We start from the raw sequence: 17,719 nt of genomic DNA on the forward strand, positions 1-17,719 counted from the left end.
AATGAAAACTTCTGAACTCACCCGCCCATTCCATAGTTATCGGGCAGGTCTATTGCGACCCGCTTTCCGCCCTCCCGGATGGACTGATATATCGCTTCCACTATTACCATATCCCTTCTGCCCATCTCACCGGGCGCTGTATTGGGGGTACCTTCCAATATATGCCTGGCGAAATCATCCATTTGTAATTTCTGCTGGCTTTCATGGGGAAAGGAAATGGGGCCTTCGGAGGTCCTTCCGCTTAAAGGGCCGTAATTGTTAGCGGGTTGCAGCTCAAACCAGCCGGAGTCGCAGGAACCGTAAAGGCGGTTTGCCCGGGCATTATGGGAGGTCATCATCTGCCCAACGGTTCCGCCGGGAAACTCGAACTGGGCAGTTATGGTTTCATCGGTTTCCCTGAAATAGTCAGGCCGGGTACTGAATTCCTGAGCTGTGACGGCCACAGGGTTTTTCCCGCAACCGTAAATACAACTCTGAATGGAATAGACCCCCATGTTCATCAGTGCACCACCCCCCGACAAGGCCTTGTTCAGGCGCCATTGATTTGGGTTCCCCCTGGAAATATAAGCCGCATCCGCCGAAATAAAACGGACTTCCCCAAAAGTCTTGTCCCGTACAAAGCGTTTGACTTGCCGCGTATAGGGTTCGGAGTGCAAACGATATCCCATCCCCAGCGCAACCCCTGCATCCCTGCAAGCTGCGATTATGGCATCGCATTCAGCCACATTCAGGCCCATGGGCTTTTCGCATATTACGTGCTTCCCGGCACGGGCTGCCCGAATCGAATATTCGGCATGCATACTGTTGGGCAAAACGATGTACACAATATCTATAGCCTGGTCGGCTGCGATATCATCAAAATTTTCATAATTATAGACATGCTCAGGTGACAGCTTGTATTTCTTTTTCCAAACTTCGGCTTTTTCAGGGGTGCCGGTTACAATTCCGGTCAATTGGCAATACTGTGTTTGCTGCAAAGCAGGTGCCAGCTGGTAGGTGCTGTAACTGCCCAGGCCTACCAGGGCAATCCCCAGTTTCTTTTGGGGATAGCTGCATGAAGCCATAACACTGTTCAGAGGCAAACTGCCCAGGGCAAGTGTTCCTGCCAGGCCTTTGCCAAGCCGTCGGTTAAACTGTCTTCTGTTTATTGGGGCCATAACTTTGATTTTTGAAAAGATACTAAAGATTCAGGAGCTTGTAAAAATGGAATTCTTTATCAGTGCAACCTGTCAACTGCCTTAAAAATGTTATTTTTAGGACTATTAAACCAACAATTTCATGAAGATGACAAAATACATCTGCACCTCTCTGCTTTTTTCGTTCACTTTGCTTCTCAGCAGTCAAAACAGGAAGATCCCGGTAGATACAACAGTAATCACGCAGCATTCGGTTACTGCAAACGGACAGAGCTTTAGCTACACGGCCGAGACCGGAACCCAACCGGTCTGGGATGAAATGGGCGAACCCATTGCTACATTGCATTATACCTATTACACCCGAAACAATATTAAAGACAGGGCTTCCAGGCCTTTACTGATCTCATTTAACGGGGGTCCGGGTTCCGGGTCCGTCTGGATGCACCTGGCCTACACAGGCCCACGGGTGCTACGGATTGATGATGAGGGTTACCCGGTACAGCCCTATGGGGTGGATTCGAACCCCTACTCGGTTCTGGATGTGACAGACATCGTTTACGTGAACCCTGCTAATACCGGATATTCCAGAACCATCCCGGAGACGGGCAAAGATGTAGACCGGGATAAATTTTTCGGGATCAACGCGGATGTTGCTTACCTGGCAGAATGGCTCAATACCTTTGTTACCCGCCATAATCGCTGGAGTTCCCCCAAATATATCATTGGCGAATCCTACGGTGGAACCCGGGTCATGGGTCTTTCCCTGGCCCTGCAAAATCGGCAATGGATGTATTTAAATGGCGTTATCATGGTCTCTCCGGCTGATTACAAGGTCCTCAGGCAAGACAATCCGGTTAGCAGCGCCCTGAACCTGCCTTATTATACGGCAGCTGCCTGGCATCAGAAAGCATTGCCGCCGGCGCTGCAACAAAAGGACTTGCTGGAGATTTTACCGGAATCTGAAACCTTTACCGTCAATGAATTGATCCCTGCCATAGCCAAAGGAGGCTTTATCCCGGAGCAGGAAAGGCAGGCAATTGCATCCAAAATGGCTTATTACTCCGGCCTGAGCGAAAAGGAAATCCTGGACCACAACCTGGATGTCCCTACTTCATATTTCTGGAAGGCACTGCTAAGGGATCGCGGTGGGTATACGGTAGGCCGGCTGGACAGCCGTTACCTTGGGATAGATAAGATGCTGGCCGGAACACGGCCCGATTATAATTCCGAAATAACCTCCTGGCTGCATAGTTTTACACCGGCTATCAATTATTACCTGCAGGAAGAGCTCAAGTTTAAAACAGACATTAAATACAATATGTTCGGGCCTGTACGCCCCTGGAATAATGAAAACGACAATACCCGGGACAACCTCAGGCAGGCCATGGCTCAAAACCCCTATCTCAATGTGTTGATTCAATCCGGTTATTACGATGGCGCCACTACTTATTTCAATGCGAAATACACCATGTGGCAGGTAGACCCAAGCGGGCGCATGAAAGACCGGTTTGAATTTAAAGGGTACCGCAGCGGGCATATGATGTATCTGCGCAGGGAAGATTTAAAACAAGCCAATGATGATCTGCGCGCCTTTATCCTGCGCACACAGGCAAAGGGGAAAAGTGCCAAATATTAACCTAAGGTCCAGGCTCCCTTTATTTAGAGATAAAATTGGCTATCTTAATGGGAGTTTAAAATGTGATTTTACCAAAAACCGCTGAATCGATGAAAACTATTGCTGCTTTACTGGGTATGTTGCTGCTGGCAGGTTATGCCTATTGCCAGAACATCCCGCCCAGGGAGTGGCAGATCAAAACAGCTCTGATGGCCGTACCGGAGGAATACCGGGATGCCGCCAAAGTTTACGGGTATGATGCCATGGGTAATTTTACCACGCTCAGGGAAGGAAACAATGCCTATATAGCCCTGGCCGACGACCCTTCAATCGAGAACTTTTCCACAGCCGCCTATCATAAAAGTCTCGATCCTTTTATGGCAAGGGGCAGGGAACTGCGATCAGAGGGAAAAGATTTTAAGCAGGTATTCGATATTCGCGAGGCCGAGGTCAGGGACGGGAAATTATCCATGCCGGAAAGAGCTACGCTTTGTGTATTTACCGGAACAGTCGATAAGGAAAGTGGTGAAATCAAAGACCCGTACCTCCGGTATGTGGTTTATATACCTTTTGCAACCGGAGAATCTACAGGGCTGCCCACCACTCCTACCCCTCCCGGACATGCCTGGCTTATGGACCCGGGCACACATCGTACACATATTATGATCTCTCCACCCAAATCCAATTAAACCTCAGGTCTCATAAAGAATGGTACAATCCCTTACAGCCCCTTTTGAATATGTATCAGATGAATTTAAAATGCCGATTACCGGCAATAATCCTATATATTTTCCTGTTGAGCGGTACCAATAGCAGCGCACAAGACTGGCCCAACCTATCGGCCTACCAGCAAGGAAATAAAGAACTTGGAAAACCCTCAGGGGAAACCGGGCGCGTGGTTTTTATGGGGAATTCAATTACCATTGGCTGGCTGGCTGCCTACCCGGAGTTTTTTGAAGGAAAACCCTATATAAACAGAGGGATAGGCGGGCAAACTACCCCGCAAATGTTACTGCGTTTCCGGCAGGATGTGATTGACCTGCAACCAAAGGTTGTTTTGATTCTGGCAGGCACCAATGATATAGCAGGCAACACCGGGCCAATGAGCCTGGAACAAATTCTCGATAATCTGAAATCCATGACGGAACTGGCCCTGGCCAATGATATTGAACCTGTTTTATGTTCCGTACTGCCTGCGACGGAGTATCCCTGGAAACCCGGAATGGAACCATCCGTAAAGATTCCGGCCCTAAATAGCTTAATGAGGCATTATGCGAGGGATAAGGGTATCATATATCTGGATTATTATTCTGCGATGGTAAATGAAGCCAACGGCCTTGATCCGGAACTGGCAGAAGACGGGGTACATCCCACCAAAGCAGGTTATCGCATCATGGGCCCTTTGGCGGAAGCAGCCATTCAAGAGGCACTGAAAAAAGCGCAGAAATAATACCAGAAAACGCCTTAGAATTTCCACCTGAAATCAGGATGCATTATTAACTGCCTGTACACTAGTCAATACCAAATATGCCCGAATTGGAATTAATAGGCCACCGGGCTTTGTGCCCTAATCCATTCTTTTTCTGTGGATATTGGAGGATTTAGTCCGGCTCATTCGTTTTAGGGATAAATTGGGAAACAACAGAACGCATGGCGTGCGGATTTCCGTATATTTGAAACAAGCTTTATTGATTTATGCAGTTTGAGAAACCTGATCTTCTTTGGGGGCTGCTTGCGCTGGTCATCCCTGTTATCATTCACCTTTTTCGACTTCGGAGATTTCATAAGACCCCTTTTACCAATGTCAGGGTTTTACAAAAGCTTCTCGCAGAATCCCGAAAGAGCAGCGAGCTCAAAAAATGGTTATTGCTATTAAGCAGGCTTGGGCTGGTCGCGGCGCTGGTTCTTGCCTTTGCACATCCTTTTGAAGTCTCAGAAACCGCCAGGGTAGAACGGGAAATTGTGCTTTATCTCGATAATTCGTTCAGCATGCAGGCCCCGCAGGAAGATGCAACGCTTCTGGAGAATGCGGTGCAGTCACTGCTGCAAAACAGTCCGGAAAATAAACAATTCCATATTTTAACCAATAACGGCAGTTTTCCCGGTGTACGTCCCAAGGAGATTCAACAAAGCCTGCTCAACCTTAAATTCACTGCCGATTCCCCGGATTTTGAAGAATTATACCTGAAGGCCCGGGCACTATTTTCAAAAAATAACAAGACTCGCAAAGAGCTCTGGTTGATCAGTGATTTTCAGAAATTGCAGCTCTCTGATGCCTCATATACGGATTCCCTTTTAATTCGAACGGTGGTGGCCCGTCCTGAAAAGCGTTTTAATATTTCTCTGGATACCGCTTTTATCCTGAACCGCAATGCCGAGGGCCTGGAATTAGAGGTAGGTATCCGATTGGACGACAGCCTGCAAAAAAAGCCCGTTTCCCTTTTCAATGGTGATACCCTTATAGCCAAAGCATCACCGGAAATGAGGTCCGATGGAAGGGCATCTGTTATTTTCAGCCTCCCCGCAGACAAAAACATAAATGGGACCTTAAGTGTCATGGACGATGGCCTGAAATACGACAATATGCTCTATTTCAACATTTTTAAGGACCCCCTTATAAAAGTACTGTCTTTGGGCCCAGGGCCTACTGACTATTTGGAACGCATCTACACGTCAGACGAATTTGAATTTCTCAGCATGTCGGAACGCCAGCTGGATTATAATCTTATGGAACAGCAGCAGCTGATCATACTCAACGAATTAAGGGATATCAGCCCGTCGCTGGGAAAACTTATTCGCGATTACAGGGATACGGGAGGGAGTCTGTTGATCATTCCTGCCAGGGAAATGAATGTGAGCAGCCTTAATCAGCTGCTCTCAGGGCTTGGGAGTATTCGCTTTGGGGAGCGGCTCGATACGGAGATACGCATAACAAAGGTCAATACCACACATCCCTTATTCCGTGAGGTTTTTGAAAAACAGGTTGCCAATTTTGATTTTCCGGTACTTCAATCTTATTTTCCCCTGATCAACGGCCCGGCTAAGATTCTTGAATTACAAAACGGGGAAGCGTTCCTCAGCGGCCGGGATGGAACTTATGTATTTACGGCTCCCATCAATCCGGATGAAAGTAATTTTTCGGCTTCGCCTTTAATAGTCCCAACTTTTTACAGGATTGCGAAAGAGAGCCTCTCCCCTGCCCCCTTATATTTTGAAATTGGCAGGCAAAATTCCCTCGACCTTGAAGCGAAGGCCCGGCAGGACGGAGTTATGGAACTACAGTCTGAGTCTTATGCCTTTATCCCGAGGCAACAGCAATTCGCCCGGAAAACCAGATTGTTTTTTTCAGAAGAACCCGAAACAGACGGGATATACTCCATCCGATACGGCGGTAACCCTTTAAGGGATATCAGCTTTAATTTTCCCAGAACAGAAAGTGTAACGGTTTATCCGGAATTAAATTTTCCTGAAAACGTGTATGCCTCGCCGAGTATAGAAGCATTGCTCGAACAGTATCAAAATGAAACAAATATTAGGTCGCTTTGGAAATGGTTTGTTATTTTAGCACTGCTGTTTGTGTTGGCTGAAATGATCCTCCAAAAAACGCTTCAATGACCATTCTTTTAAAATCTGCTACCATAGTAAATCCGAAGCAGCCGGATCTACACCTGAAAAAAAAGGATATTCTAATTGAAAATGGTCAAATTACCAGCATAGCCAACCGCATTGCAGAAGACGGGACGGTCAAAACCATCGCTTTAGACAAATTGCACGTTTCCCCTGGTTGGTTTGACAGCAGTGTCAGCTTTGGGGAACCCGGATTTGAGGAACGGGAGACCATAAAAAATGGGCTTAAAGTAGCCGGAAAGAGCGGATTTACAGGGATTGTACTAAATACCAATACGCATCCGGTACCGGACTCCAGCGGAGACATCAGTTATTTAAGGGAAACCGCCAGGGGCAGCCTGACCGAGTTATTTCCTTTGGGGGCCCTTAGCCGGATGTCTGAAGGCAAAGACCTGGCTGAGCTTTACGATATGCACCTCTGCGGATCCGTAGGGTTCAGCGATTATAAAAATCCTACGGAAAACCCCAACCTGCTTAAGATGGCTTTGCTCTATTCCCAGAGTTTTGACGGCCTGGTCTTTTCCTTTCCAATGGATGGACAACTGGCCGGTCAGGGTCAGATGCACGAAGGTGAGGTTTCGATCAGGCTGGGGCTGAAAGGCATGCCCGCCCTGGCTGAACAGCTGAGGGTGGAAAGGGATTTGGCCATCCTGGAGTATACAGGGGGAAAGCTGCATATCCCCACCATATCTACAGAGGCAGCCATTACACTAATTGCCGGTGCCAAGAAAAAAGGGCTCAATGTTAGCTGCAGTGTTTCAATTCACAATTTGGCCAAAACAGATAAAGCCCTTGAGGATTTTGATTCCGTTTATAAGGTCCTGCCTCCGTTAAGGGGAAGTGCCGACCAAAAAGCATTGCTTAAAGCCGCAAAATCTGGGGTTATCGATTTTATATGCTCCGATCACTGTCCGATAGACATAGAAGGGAAAAAGCAGGAATTTGACCGTTCAGAGTTTGGTAGTCTGGGCCTGGAAAGCAGTTTTGGCATCCTCAACCAGCTCCTTGACCTGAGTGATTGTATTGAAATGCTTACCCGGGGCAGAGCCCGCTTTGGGCTGCCGGAGCCCGGCATAGCCGTTGGGGAAAAAGCCAACCTTACCCTTTTTGACCCGGAATTCAGCTATACGCAGGAGGTTGACAAGCTGGCTTCTACCTCCAAAAATTCCATGTATCTGGGGACGGAACTTCAGGGGAGGGTATATGGCATCATTGTTGGAAACCGCACAAACCTCTAAATGAAAAATCCTCAGAAGGAAGCCAGAATAACAGCTATCGTAGCCTATCTGACCATAGTAGGAGCCCTGATCGCCATCACAATGAATTCGGAGCCCAAATACGCATTTGCGCGGTTTCACTGCCGACAGGCATTCGGGCTGCACCTGGGTTTCCTCGGTTTCGCATTATTTTTAAGTGTCTGGTTTAATCAATACGCCTGGTACGGGCTGTATGTTTGCTACTTCGCCTTATGGCTTTACGGATTTCTCTCAGCCATCAACAATAAAATGAATCCGGTTCCAGTATTAGGCGAATATTTCCAGAAATGGTTCACCTTTATTTCCTAATTGTGCTCCCATGAATCCAAAAGATCTGTCCCTTTTCCATCTTATCCGCCCTTCCAAAAATACGGATGCCAAAGCTCCCGCACTATTTTTGCTGCACGGGTACGGAAGTAATGAAGAGGATCTTTTTTCTTTTGCCCCTGAACTGCCGGAGGAATTATTTATTATTTCCATACGGGCCCCTTTTGCCCTGCAACCCTTCGGATATGCCTGGTACAGTATTCATTTTGATGCCCCGCAGGGAAAATGGAATGATGTACAACAAGCAGGCGAAACCCGGGAACGGTTGCGATCCTTTATAGGAGAAGCGGTTGAAGCCTACAAGCTCGATGAAAATCATATCAATTTACTGGGTTTTAGCCAGGGAAGCATCCTCAGTTATGCCCTGGCCCTCTCCTACCCCGAACAATTCAGAAGTATTGTAGCCCTCAGTGGGTATATTGACCGGGAAATGCTGCTGGCAGATTGGCAAAAGAAAGATCACAGCACGCTGGAAATATATGCTTCACACGGGCAACTCGATCCCGTAATTCCCATTGCCTGGGCCCAGCAATCTGCTGATTTTCTGGCCAGGGTAGACTTAAAGAGTTTTCAATTCAGGGAGTTTCCCGTTGGTCATGGGGTGTCAGCCGAAAATTTCAGGGATTTTAAAAGCTGGCTCTCCCGGGTGTATTGATTATTGCGAACGGGTATACAACAGATGGTCCAGGAGCGTAAAATCCACATCGCCGTTATCTTTAAGTTCGTATTGTAGAAACAATTCGCCCCAGAATTTCCCGTCCGAAAAATCAGCAACAATCCACTTGTGATTCAGAATTTTGATCTTATTGATTTTAAAGTCACCTTCCATGCCCTCATAGGGGACCAGCGGGTTGTCTCCCGCCCTCTCATTTGACTCCAGGAGTTTATCGGATATATATCCTGAAGGGTCCTCCATCCCCAGATGGTCATAGTAGGCAAGGGCGTCATCATTATTTGCCAGGCTGAAATACTGCATACCGAGGAGGTCCAGGTGTAAGCCCTGCAGGGAATCCTGTAATTGTCCGATCTCTTCCTGCATCCGCGTCTTTTCCTTTTGCCAGCTTTTGGATTGTCGATTCCCGCTAACACCCAAATACAGGATGATCAGGGCAGCAAAAAAGAACAAATACATAAAAATCCTCCGACTCATAAGTTCAAATATTAAGTATTAAATTATCATAGGCCAGCCTGACGTGATCCGGCAAGGTCTTTTCCACTTCTGCATGGAAGCCCATACGGTGGCTGATATGTGTAAGATAGGCCCGTTCCGGCCCTACCATATCTACGAATTCCAGGGCTTCCTTTAAATTGAAATGAGAGTGATGCGGCTCTATCCGCAAAGCATTGATGACCAGAACACCTATCCCTTCCAGCTTTTTTATTTCAGTCTCCTCAATGGTTTTGACATCGGTAAGGTAGGCGAAATCCCCTATGCGGTATCCAAAAACCTGCAGGCGGTTATGCCAGGCCTCGATGGGGGTTACCCAGTGCTTGCCCAATAAAAATGGGGCTTCCCCGGAAACGGGGTGGACCTGCACGGCAGGGGCTCCCGGATAGCGGTTTTCCCCGGCAAAAATATAATCAAAGCGCCTTTGAAGGGATTTTATAACCCGCTCATGTGCATACACGGGAATATCGCCCTGACGAAAGAAAAATGGACGGATATCATCAATTCCGGCCGTGTGGTCTGCATGTTCATGGGTAAAAAGGATGCCGTCTAGCCGTTGCACATTATGGCGCAGCATTTGCTGCCTGAAATCCGGTCCGCAGTCAATAACATAATTCTGACCGGGAAAACTGACCATTACTGATACCCGCAGGCGTTTGTCTCTGGGATCTTCACTCAGGCAAACCGGATCATCACTGCCAATTACTGGAATGCCCTGAGAAGTACCTGTACCTAAAAATGTAATCTTCAACGCCTGGTCTATTTTATTCAAATTTATAACTTATTTATTACTCCAAATGCGCAATCTTTTTAACTTTGCTTATAGAAATTACCCTAATATGGCTACGGTTCAGAAGAAAGAATTTGCATTTGAGAATATTCCTTCCATCAAAGCCAAAACCCTGCGCATCAATCTGAACCCTGAAATTTACGGAACCTTTGCCGAGATCGGGGCCGGTCAGGAAACTGCGCGGCATTTTTTCAGGGCCGGAGGTGCTTCCGGAACCATTGCCAAGGCGATGAGTGCTTATGACAAAGCCTTCAGTGACGCTATTTACGGACTGGAAGAAGACGGTCGCTACGTTACCCAGAGCCGGTTGAAAAAAATGCTGGCTTACGAAATGCAACTGATGGAGGAACGTATAGACCGGAAAACCTATCCGGACCGCCTGTTCTTTTCGTATGCCAATACAGTAGCCACTATCGATTTTTCCAAACGCTACAAAGGACATGGCTGGGTTGGGATCCGCTTTCAGCTCGACCCGAATCAAAAGGAGTTCGACGAAATTATCCTGCATATTCGCTTTAAGCAGAACGAGGCGCGCCTGCAACAGGAAACCCTTGGAATTGTTGGGGTAAACCTTATTTACGGAGCCTTCTACAAATACCACAAACCGCGTAAACTCCTTAAATACCTGTATGACCATATCGATAAGGACACCCTGGAGATCGATATGGTAAACTTTGCCGGACCAAACTTCGCTCATGTCGATAACCGACTGATGAGCCTGCAGCTGATCCGCAATGATATGACAGATGCTGTGATGTTCGGAGCAGACGGGAATAACCTCTTGCCGGCTGCGGTGCTGTATAAAAAGAATATCCTTGCCCTGCGGGGAAGTTTCCGGCCTGTTACCAAAGTGAATATGGACATGTTCCAGAAATCCTATGATATCTTTATACGGGAGCAGACGGTAGATGAAGAGAACACTATTGTGATTTTCGAGATTACCCTTGCCAATCTGAAGGCTTCAGGGGAGATAGACGAGCAGGATTTTATGGACCGGGCCGAACTACTCTGTTCCATGGGCCATATGGTAATGATCTCCAAATTCCAGGAGTACTACAAGGTTGTAGAGTATTTTAATAACTACACAAAGTCCCGAATAGGCCTGACAATGGGGGTTAACAACCTTATTGAGGTTTTTGATGAGAAGTATTACCGCCACCTGAGCGGAGGTATACTGGAAGCCTTCGGGAAATTATTCTTTAAAGACCTTAAAGTCTATCTCTATCCGATGAAAAACCCGGAAACCGGGCAGATCATGACCAGCAACAATATCAAAGTACACCCTCGTATGAAAGAACTCTACAAGTTCTTTAAATACAATGGAAAGGTGATGGATATCATCGATTACGACCCCGACATCCTTCATATATTTTCACGGGATGTCTTGAAAAAGCTTACTAACGGGGAAGAAGGCTGGGAAGACATGCTTCCGGAAGGAATTGCGGAAATAATCAAAGAGAAGCATTTGTTCCTCCCCAAAAAGGAAGAATCTACGGAGACCGTAAAATAGAAAAAGCCGGCTGCTAGCCGGCTTTTTTATTTAGTCCTCCAGAATTTGGGCAGCGTGTTCTTTGGTTTTTACTTTATCAATCACCCGGCTTATAACACCTTCTTCATCAATGATGAAAGTCTTGCGATGAATACCGTCGAATTCACGACCCATAAATTTTTTCGGGCCCCATACACCAAAGCCCTGTATAACCGTTTTATCCTCGTCGGCTAACAAGGGGAAAGGGAAATCGTATTTATTGCGAAAATTCTGTTGCTTTTTTTCAGAATCTGCGCTCACCCCCAAGAGGGAATAACCAGCCTCCTGAAGTTCTTTATAGTGGTCCCGCAGGTCACAGGCTTCGGCCGTACAACCAGGGGTATTCGCCTTTGGATAGAAGAAAACGATCCATTTTTTACCTTTATAATCGGCACTCGAAATGGTGTTTCCGTCCTGATCCCGGGCGGTAAACTGAGGAACTTTGTCTCCTGCTTTCAGTGTTTGCATATGTTTTAATTTTTTTGTTTACTTATTTTTACGCAAAATTAAACAATATATGACTAAAAAAGAAAAGGTCGCCTTTGTTCTTCAAACACTCGATGAACTTTACCCTAAAATTCCCGTTCCCCTCGATCATTCCGACCCCTATACCCTGCTGATAGCCGTTTTATTGTCGGCTCAAAGCACAGACGTACGGGTAAACAAAACTACACCAATCCTTTTTGACCGGGCCGATAACCCGGCAGCCATGGTCCGACTGAGCGTAGAAGAGATCCGGGAAATCATAAAACCGGTAGGCCTCTCCCCCACCAAGGCCCGGGCAATACACCGGTTATCTGAAATATTACTCGAAAAATATAAGGGAGCTGTTCCCGAAACCCTGGAAGAACTCGAAGAATTGCCGGGAGTTGGTCATAAAACCGCCAGCGTGGTCGTCTCACAGGCCTTTGGTATTCCGGCCTTCCCGGTAGATACCCATATTCACCGGCTGATGTACCGCTGGGGTTTCTCTACAGGCAAAAATGTTGTAAAAACTGAAAAAGACGCCAAACGACTGTTCCCTAAAGAGTTGTGGAACAAACTTCACCTGCAGATTATCTGGTATGGCCGGGAATACTCGCCGGCAAGGGGGTGGGACCTGGATAAGGATGTCATTACCCGGACCATTGGAAGAAAAAAGGTGCTGCAGGAATATCGGGCCAAAAAAAAGACCCGCTAAAAGCGGGTCGGATGTTTTAATTCAAATTTGTCTCAAATTTGAAGCCCTTGTAACCTAACACATGTAAAGAACGGGAATACTGTAACAGCATGTTAATGGTATCCTGAGAAACCCGAACAATTTTACAGGCATCGGCCTTTTCTGAGTAAATTTTTTCCATATGCTTAGAGTTCGTTACACTAAGATAACGCGGGGCAAATGGAAATATTGTTTACGCCTTTCTGATTAGTAGTTCGTCAGGACGATCTTGTTTTTCTGAATAATCTTCCTGAGGTTGATTAAAGCATACCGCATACGGCCCAGGGCAGTATTTATGCTTACTCCGGTGCATTCGGAAATTTCCTTAAAACTCATGTCCTTGTAAATGCGCATGATTAAAACTTCACGCTGATCATCCGGCAATTCGTCAATGAGCTGACCAAGGTCGCTGTCAATCTGGTCTTTGATGAGTTGTTTCTCTGCATTCAGGCGATCGTCTCCAATGACCGTGAAAATGTTGAAATCATCACTTCCCTCAAATTTAGGCATACGCTTGTTTTTCCTGAAAAAATCGATGATCAGGTTGTGTGCTATGCGCATTACCCAGGGCAAAAACTTCCCTTCTTCGCTATAGTTTCCTTTCTTCAGGGTTTTGATAACCTTTATAAAGGTATCCTGAAAGATGTCCTCCGTGATATCCCGGTCCAGGACTTTTGAATAAATAAAGCTTGAGATGCGCTGGTTGTGCCGGTTGATTAAAATTTCAAGGGCGCGCTCATTTCCGCTAATGTAATCTTGTACCAGGGCTGAGTCGTCGATCTGTAGTTCCATAGAGCGTATTTTTAGTTCAGTTTAGGGCCGTGTGCAGGCTATTTGGTTATTTACTTTTAAGGGGTGTAATCAGCAACTTGCTTTCAAACACATTCTAAAAGTAGCCAAAGAGCCTCCCCGCAGAAAAACTATGTTGTCAAACGCTCAAAACCTGATGTAAAAACGGGATTTTAGTTTTTTTGATGATAAATGATGAAAATACACCCTGTGAAATACCCATTAAAAACGAGCCTTTCTGGACGAAAGGCCTAATTGGAATATAAAGGTGACCCAATTGTGTACAATAATCTGGGTAAAAATGTGTTGGCAGGCCCGGGTATCAGTTCAGATTGCTCTCAAAGCTTATCCCGTCTGTTTCGATTACAGAGAGGGATTTTGAATAATCTGTAAGGAAGCGAATGGTTTCCGCAGAAGTGGAAACCAGTTTACAATGATCTGTAGGATGGGGGTAGATATGTTCCATACGTTGCATTATTATTTCAAAATAACGCAAGCAGGACCAATGCCCGTACCTTAACTCGTCCTACGGTATATTAATTCGTTAAAACAATCTGATGTTGCTCAATCAGTTTCCGCAGGTTGATCAGGGCATAGCGCATGCGTCCCAGAGCCGTATTGATACTTACCCCGGTATTCTCGGATATTTCCTTAAAACTCATGTCCTGGTACATTCTCAGGCGTATAACTTCCTGTTGTTCCGGAGGGAGTTCTGCTATCAGGGCAGATACATCCGTTTCAATCTGTTCTTTGATCAATTGTTTTTCGGCATTCAGCTGGTCGTCTTTCAGGGCAGAAAAAATATTGTACTCCGGGCTTCCCTCAAAACGGGGCATTTTGTTGTTCTTTCTGAAGTGGTCCATTACCAGGTTATGTGCAATGCGCATCACCCAGGGCAAAAACTTCCCCTCCTCATTGTATTTCCCGAGTTTAAGGGTTCGGATCACCTTGATAAAGGTGTCCTGGAAAATATCCTCTGTGATTTCCTTATCAAAAACCTTGGAATAAATAAAACTTGTGAGACGTTGGTTGTGCCGGTTAATCAGAGCTGCTAGAGCGTTTTCGTCGCCGGCTAAATAATTTCGGACCAGGGTGGAGTCATCGATCTGTAATTTCATACAACTTACTTTTTTTTGGTTCGGAATCCCACAGGCAGGTATGCCGGGGGAGTCATTCGCTACATTTCAAAAAAGTAATTGTGCTGTATAGGCGTGATCGATTTTATGAATTACATCTCAAATATAGGTAAATTTTATTTTCATAAAAAAATGTAAAGTTTTGTTTCTTTCACAATGAGGACAAAAAGGTGGCTGGTTATTGAGGGGGACAAGTTGTATCTTTGCACCTTATTTGAGCAGCATGCCTGAATCTTCCACTACTGATATCAAAAACCAGATCCTGATAAAAGGTGCCAATCTGCACAACCTTAAGAATGTGGATGTGGCCATTCCCAGAAATAAATTAGTGGTTATTACCGGAATGTCGGGTTCCGGGAAGTCCAGCCTTGCTTTTGATACGCTTTACGCAGAAGGTCAAAGGCGGTATGTGGAAAGCCTCTCCTCATATGCAAGGCAGTTCCTGGGAAAACTGGATAAACCCAAGGTGGAGTACATTCGCGGTATTGCCCCGGCCATAGCCATAGAACAAAAGGTAAATTCCACCAATCCACGATCTACTGTGGGTACTTCAACGGAAATTTACGACTACCTGAAATTGCTGTATGCCCGTATTGGCAAGACCTTTTCACCTATATCCGGAGGCGAAGTCAAAAAACACCGGGTCCACGATGTTGTGGATTTTATAAAATCGTTTGAAGAAGGAAGTAAACTCCTGCTGCTTGCCCCTGTTAACATCCCCGAAGACAGGGACGTGCAAAAGAGCCTGAAATTACTTTCAAAACAGGGCTATGCACGGATAAAAGCCAATGGTAAGGTTTTGCGCATTCAGGAGGAGATGCCCGAGGTCGGAAGAACTTTTGAGCTGGTTGTAGACCGTGTCATCGTGCGGGAAGACGAAGATTTTCTGAACAGGCTGGCAGGAGCGGTGGATACTGCATTTTTTGAAGGGAAAGGGATTTGCAGCATAGAAGATCTCGAGTCCGGAAAGCAGACCCCCTTCAGTAATAAGTTTGAACTGGACGGCATTAATTTCCCAGAGCCCAATGTTCATTTATTTAGCTTTAACAACCCATACGGGGCCTGTCCCAGGTGTGAAGGCTATGGGGATGTGATCGGAATTGATGAAGACCTGGTTATCCCCAATACGGCCCTTTCTGTTTACGATAACGCTATTTTCCCCTGGAGAGGTGAAAGTATGGGATGGTACAGGGACGAACTGGTAGACAATGCCTATAAGTTCGATTTTCCTATTCACAAGCCCTGGTTTGAGCTTACTGAAGAGCAAAAAGCCCTGGTTTGGGAGGGGAATCAGTACTTTACCGGGCTGAACGATTTTTTTAAAAAGCTGGAGGACAAAAGCTACAAAATCCAGAACCGTGTAATGTTATCTCGATACAGGGGTAAGACCCGCTGTTCCCAGTGTAAAGGAAAAAGGCTTCGAAAAGAGGCCGAATACGTAAGGGTTTACGGTAAATCCATTACAGAGCTGGTAAACCTTCCCGTTTACCGCCTTGCTGAATTTTTTGAGGGAATGGAACTCAGCCAGCAGGATAAAAAGATTGCCCAAAGATTATTAGTGGAAATTACTAATCGGCTTTCGTATTTGCTGAAAGTAGGTCTGGGCTATCTCACCCTCAATCGCAAATCGAACAGTCTTTCAGGAGGTGAAAGCCAGCGTATCAATCTGGCCACTTCCCTGGGCAGCAGCCTTGTAGGCTCCATGTATATCCTGGATGAACCCAGCATTGGGCTGCACCCCAGGGATACCGAAAACCTGATTGAAGTCTTAAAATCCCTGAGAGATCTTGGCAATACCGTGATTGTTGTTGAACACGACGAGGAAATGATGCGGGCTGCAGACCATATCATCGACATAGGCCCCGAGGCCGGAACGCTGGGGGGAGAAGTTGTCGGGGAAGGGTCCCTGCAAGCCATCCTGAAAGGGAATTCTTTTACGGCTAAGTACCTTAATGGCTCACTGGAAATGCCACTGCCCAAGAAAAGAAGAGAACAAAAAGGCTTTATCAGGGTTCAGGGCGCACGTGAGAACAACCTGAGGAATATTGACGTGGATTTCCCTCTTCAGGTTCTAACGGTGGTAACAGGGGTTTCGGGAAGCGGGAAAAGTACGCTGGTTAACCGCATCCTCTACCCGGTGCTACAGAAAAAACTGGGGGGATACGGGGATAAAGCCGGGCAGCATACAAGTGTAGATGGGGAATTCAGCTTTGTTTCTTATGTGGAATTCGTAGACCAGAATCCCATAGGCCGGTCTTCCCGCTCCAATCCGGTAACCTATTTGAAGGCCTATGATGATATACGAAACCTTTTTGCCAGCCAGAAACTGAGTAAAATACGCGGCTACAAGCCCAAGCATTTTTCATTCAATGTGGATGGGGGCAGATGCGAAAAATGTAAAGGGGAAGGAGAAATTACGGTGGAAATGCAATTTATGGCCGATGTCCACCTGGAATGCGATCAGTGCAAAGGCAAGCGATTTAAAAAGGATGTACTGGAGGTAGCATTTGAAGGAGCCTCAATCGATCAGATGCTAAATATGACCGTGCATGATGCAATCGACTTCTTTAACTTACATAAGCAGGATAAGATAGCCTCCAAATTACAGGCCTTACAGGATGTGGGACTGGGTTATGTTACCCTGGGGCAGCCCTCCTCCACCCTTTCCGGGGGCGAGGCACAGCGTATAAAGCTCGCTTCCTTTCTAACCAAGGGACAAAGCCGGGAAAAAGGGCTGTTTATTTTTGACGAACCCACAACAGGACTACATTTTCACGATATCAAAAAATTACTTGCCTCATTTGACGCCCTGATTGCCAAAGGGCATTCCATAATCGTAATAGAGCACAATATCGACCTTATCAAATGTGCGGATTTTATTATCGACCTGGGGCCTGAGGGTGGTGACAAGGGCGGGCAATTGCTGGCTTTTGGCAGGCCTGAAGAGGTTGCCGGGAATCCCGGTTCCATAACGGGAAAATACCTCAGGGCGAAATTAGGCGATAAGGTATCCTGAACATTCCTTCCTGGCCGCTTAAAGGGATTACCATAAAGATTAAACCTATAACATACTGTTTTACAAGCATTTAGATAGGTTTGTATTTTTTTGGCACGCTGTTTGTTTACTATAGGGTGGATGCAAATAATTA

The 17,719-nt window shown here is 46.2% G+C and carries 17 protein-coding genes; 10 read left to right on the forward strand and 7 right to left on the reverse strand.

All coding sequences use genetic code 11. The features are described from left to right. Nucleotides 1–17: 17 nt before the first annotated feature. A complete protein-coding gene (locus tag ACT6NV_RS14300) occupies nucleotides 18–1,157 on the reverse strand; it encodes a Gfo/Idh/MocA family protein (RefSeq protein WP_445385116.1) in 1,140 nt (379 codons plus the stop codon). 127 nt (nucleotides 1,158–1,284) lie between these two features. Here ACT6NV_RS14300 and ACT6NV_RS14305 point away from each other — a divergent pair, with 127 nt between their 5' ends. From ACT6NV_RS14305 to ACT6NV_RS14335, 7 genes are all read left to right on the forward strand, one after another. After that, entirely contained in the window at nucleotides 1,285–2,772 is a 1,488-nt protein-coding gene (locus ACT6NV_RS14305; protein ID WP_445386707.1) for a S10 family peptidase, read from the forward strand. A gap of 89 nt (nucleotides 2,773–2,861) precedes the next feature. After that, nucleotides 2,862–3,440 carry a hypothetical protein gene (locus ACT6NV_RS14310; RefSeq protein ID WP_445385117.1) on the forward strand — a complete coding sequence of 193 codons (579 nt, stop codon included), beginning with the start codon at nucleotides 2,862–2,864 and terminating at the stop codon, nucleotides 3,438–3,440. Nucleotides 3,441–3,499: 59 nt separating this feature from the next. Further along, entirely contained in the window at nucleotides 3,500–4,201 is a 702-nt protein-coding gene (locus ACT6NV_RS14315) for an SGNH/GDSL hydrolase family protein (protein WP_445385118.1), read from the forward strand. A 245-nt stretch (nucleotides 4,202–4,446) separates the two neighbouring features. Continuing rightward, a complete protein-coding gene (locus ACT6NV_RS14320) occupies nucleotides 4,447–6,366 on the forward strand; it encodes a BatA domain-containing protein (RefSeq protein ID WP_445385119.1) in 1,920 nt (639 codons plus the stop codon). After that, the gene (locus ACT6NV_RS14325) at nucleotides 6,363–7,616 is read left to right on the forward strand and encodes a dihydroorotase (RefSeq protein WP_445385120.1); all 1,254 of its coding nucleotides are present in this window, start codon (nucleotides 6,363–6,365) and stop codon (nucleotides 7,614–7,616) included. Before ACT6NV_RS14320 ends, ACT6NV_RS14325 begins: the two co-directional genes overlap by 4 nt. Further along, complete coding sequence (locus ACT6NV_RS14330; protein ID WP_445385121.1) at nucleotides 7,617–7,943, forward strand: hypothetical protein; 327 nt, start codon at nucleotides 7,617–7,619, stop codon at nucleotides 7,941–7,943. A 10-nt stretch (nucleotides 7,944–7,953) separates the two neighbouring features. Continuing rightward, entirely contained in the window at nucleotides 7,954–8,616 is a 663-nt protein-coding gene (locus ACT6NV_RS14335; RefSeq protein WP_445385122.1) for an alpha/beta hydrolase, read from the forward strand. On the opposite strand, the gene ACT6NV_RS14340 is transcribed toward ACT6NV_RS14335, so the two are convergent. After that, nucleotides 8,617–9,111 carry a hydrolase gene (locus tag ACT6NV_RS14340; protein WP_445385123.1) on the reverse strand — a complete coding sequence of 165 codons (495 nt, stop codon included), beginning with the start codon at nucleotides 9,109–9,111 and terminating at the stop codon, nucleotides 8,617–8,619. A 4-nt stretch (nucleotides 9,112–9,115) separates the two neighbouring features. Next, nucleotides 9,116–9,880 (reverse strand): MBL fold metallo-hydrolase, encoded by a 765-nt coding sequence (locus ACT6NV_RS14345; RefSeq protein ID WP_445386708.1) that lies wholly within the window; start codon nucleotides 9,878–9,880, stop codon nucleotides 9,116–9,118. An 88-nt stretch (nucleotides 9,881–9,968) separates the two neighbouring features. On the opposite strand from ACT6NV_RS14345, the gene ACT6NV_RS14350 reads away from it, so the two are divergent. Further along, the gene (locus tag ACT6NV_RS14350) at nucleotides 9,969–11,429 is read left to right on the forward strand and encodes a TonB-dependent receptor (RefSeq protein ID WP_445385124.1); all 1,461 of its coding nucleotides are present in this window, start codon (nucleotides 9,969–9,971) and stop codon (nucleotides 11,427–11,429) included. A 30-nt stretch (nucleotides 11,430–11,459) separates the two neighbouring features. On the opposite strand, the gene bcp is transcribed toward ACT6NV_RS14350, so the two are convergent. Next, nucleotides 11,460–11,915 carry a thioredoxin-dependent thiol peroxidase gene (gene bcp, locus ACT6NV_RS14355; RefSeq protein ID WP_445385125.1) on the reverse strand — a complete coding sequence of 152 codons (456 nt, stop codon included), beginning with the start codon at nucleotides 11,913–11,915 and terminating at the stop codon, nucleotides 11,460–11,462. Between the two features lie 49 nt (nucleotides 11,916–11,964). On the opposite strand from bcp, the gene nth reads away from it, so the two are divergent. Then, a complete protein-coding gene (gene nth, locus ACT6NV_RS14360; protein ID WP_445385126.1) occupies nucleotides 11,965–12,627 on the forward strand; it encodes an endonuclease III in 663 nt (220 codons plus the stop codon). Between the two features lie 225 nt (nucleotides 12,628–12,852). On the opposite strand, the gene ACT6NV_RS14365 is transcribed toward nth, so the two are convergent. The 3 genes from ACT6NV_RS14365 to ACT6NV_RS14375 form a co-directional block, all read right to left on the reverse strand. Next, nucleotides 12,853–13,437, reverse strand: a complete 585-nt coding sequence (locus ACT6NV_RS14365; protein WP_445382288.1) for an RNA polymerase sigma factor — start codon at nucleotides 13,435–13,437, stop codon at nucleotides 12,853–12,855. Nucleotides 13,438–13,756: 319 nt separating this feature from the next. Continuing rightward, entirely contained in the window at nucleotides 13,757–13,900 is a 144-nt protein-coding gene (locus ACT6NV_RS14370; RefSeq protein WP_445385127.1) for a hypothetical protein, read from the reverse strand. Between the two features lie 70 nt (nucleotides 13,901–13,970). Next, the gene (locus ACT6NV_RS14375) at nucleotides 13,971–14,552 is read right to left on the reverse strand and encodes an RNA polymerase sigma factor (RefSeq protein ID WP_445385128.1); all 582 of its coding nucleotides are present in this window, start codon (nucleotides 14,550–14,552) and stop codon (nucleotides 13,971–13,973) included. A 241-nt stretch (nucleotides 14,553–14,793) separates the two neighbouring features. Between ACT6NV_RS14375 and uvrA the strand changes: the two genes are divergently transcribed. After that, on the forward strand, nucleotides 14,794–17,586 hold the full coding sequence (gene uvrA / locus ACT6NV_RS14380; RefSeq protein WP_445385129.1) for an excinuclease ABC subunit UvrA: 2,793 nt from the start codon (nucleotides 14,794–14,796) through the stop codon (nucleotides 17,584–17,586). Nucleotides 17,587–17,719: the final 133 nt, after the last annotated feature.

The sequence above is a fragment of the Robiginitalea insularis genome (assembly GCF_052497835.1).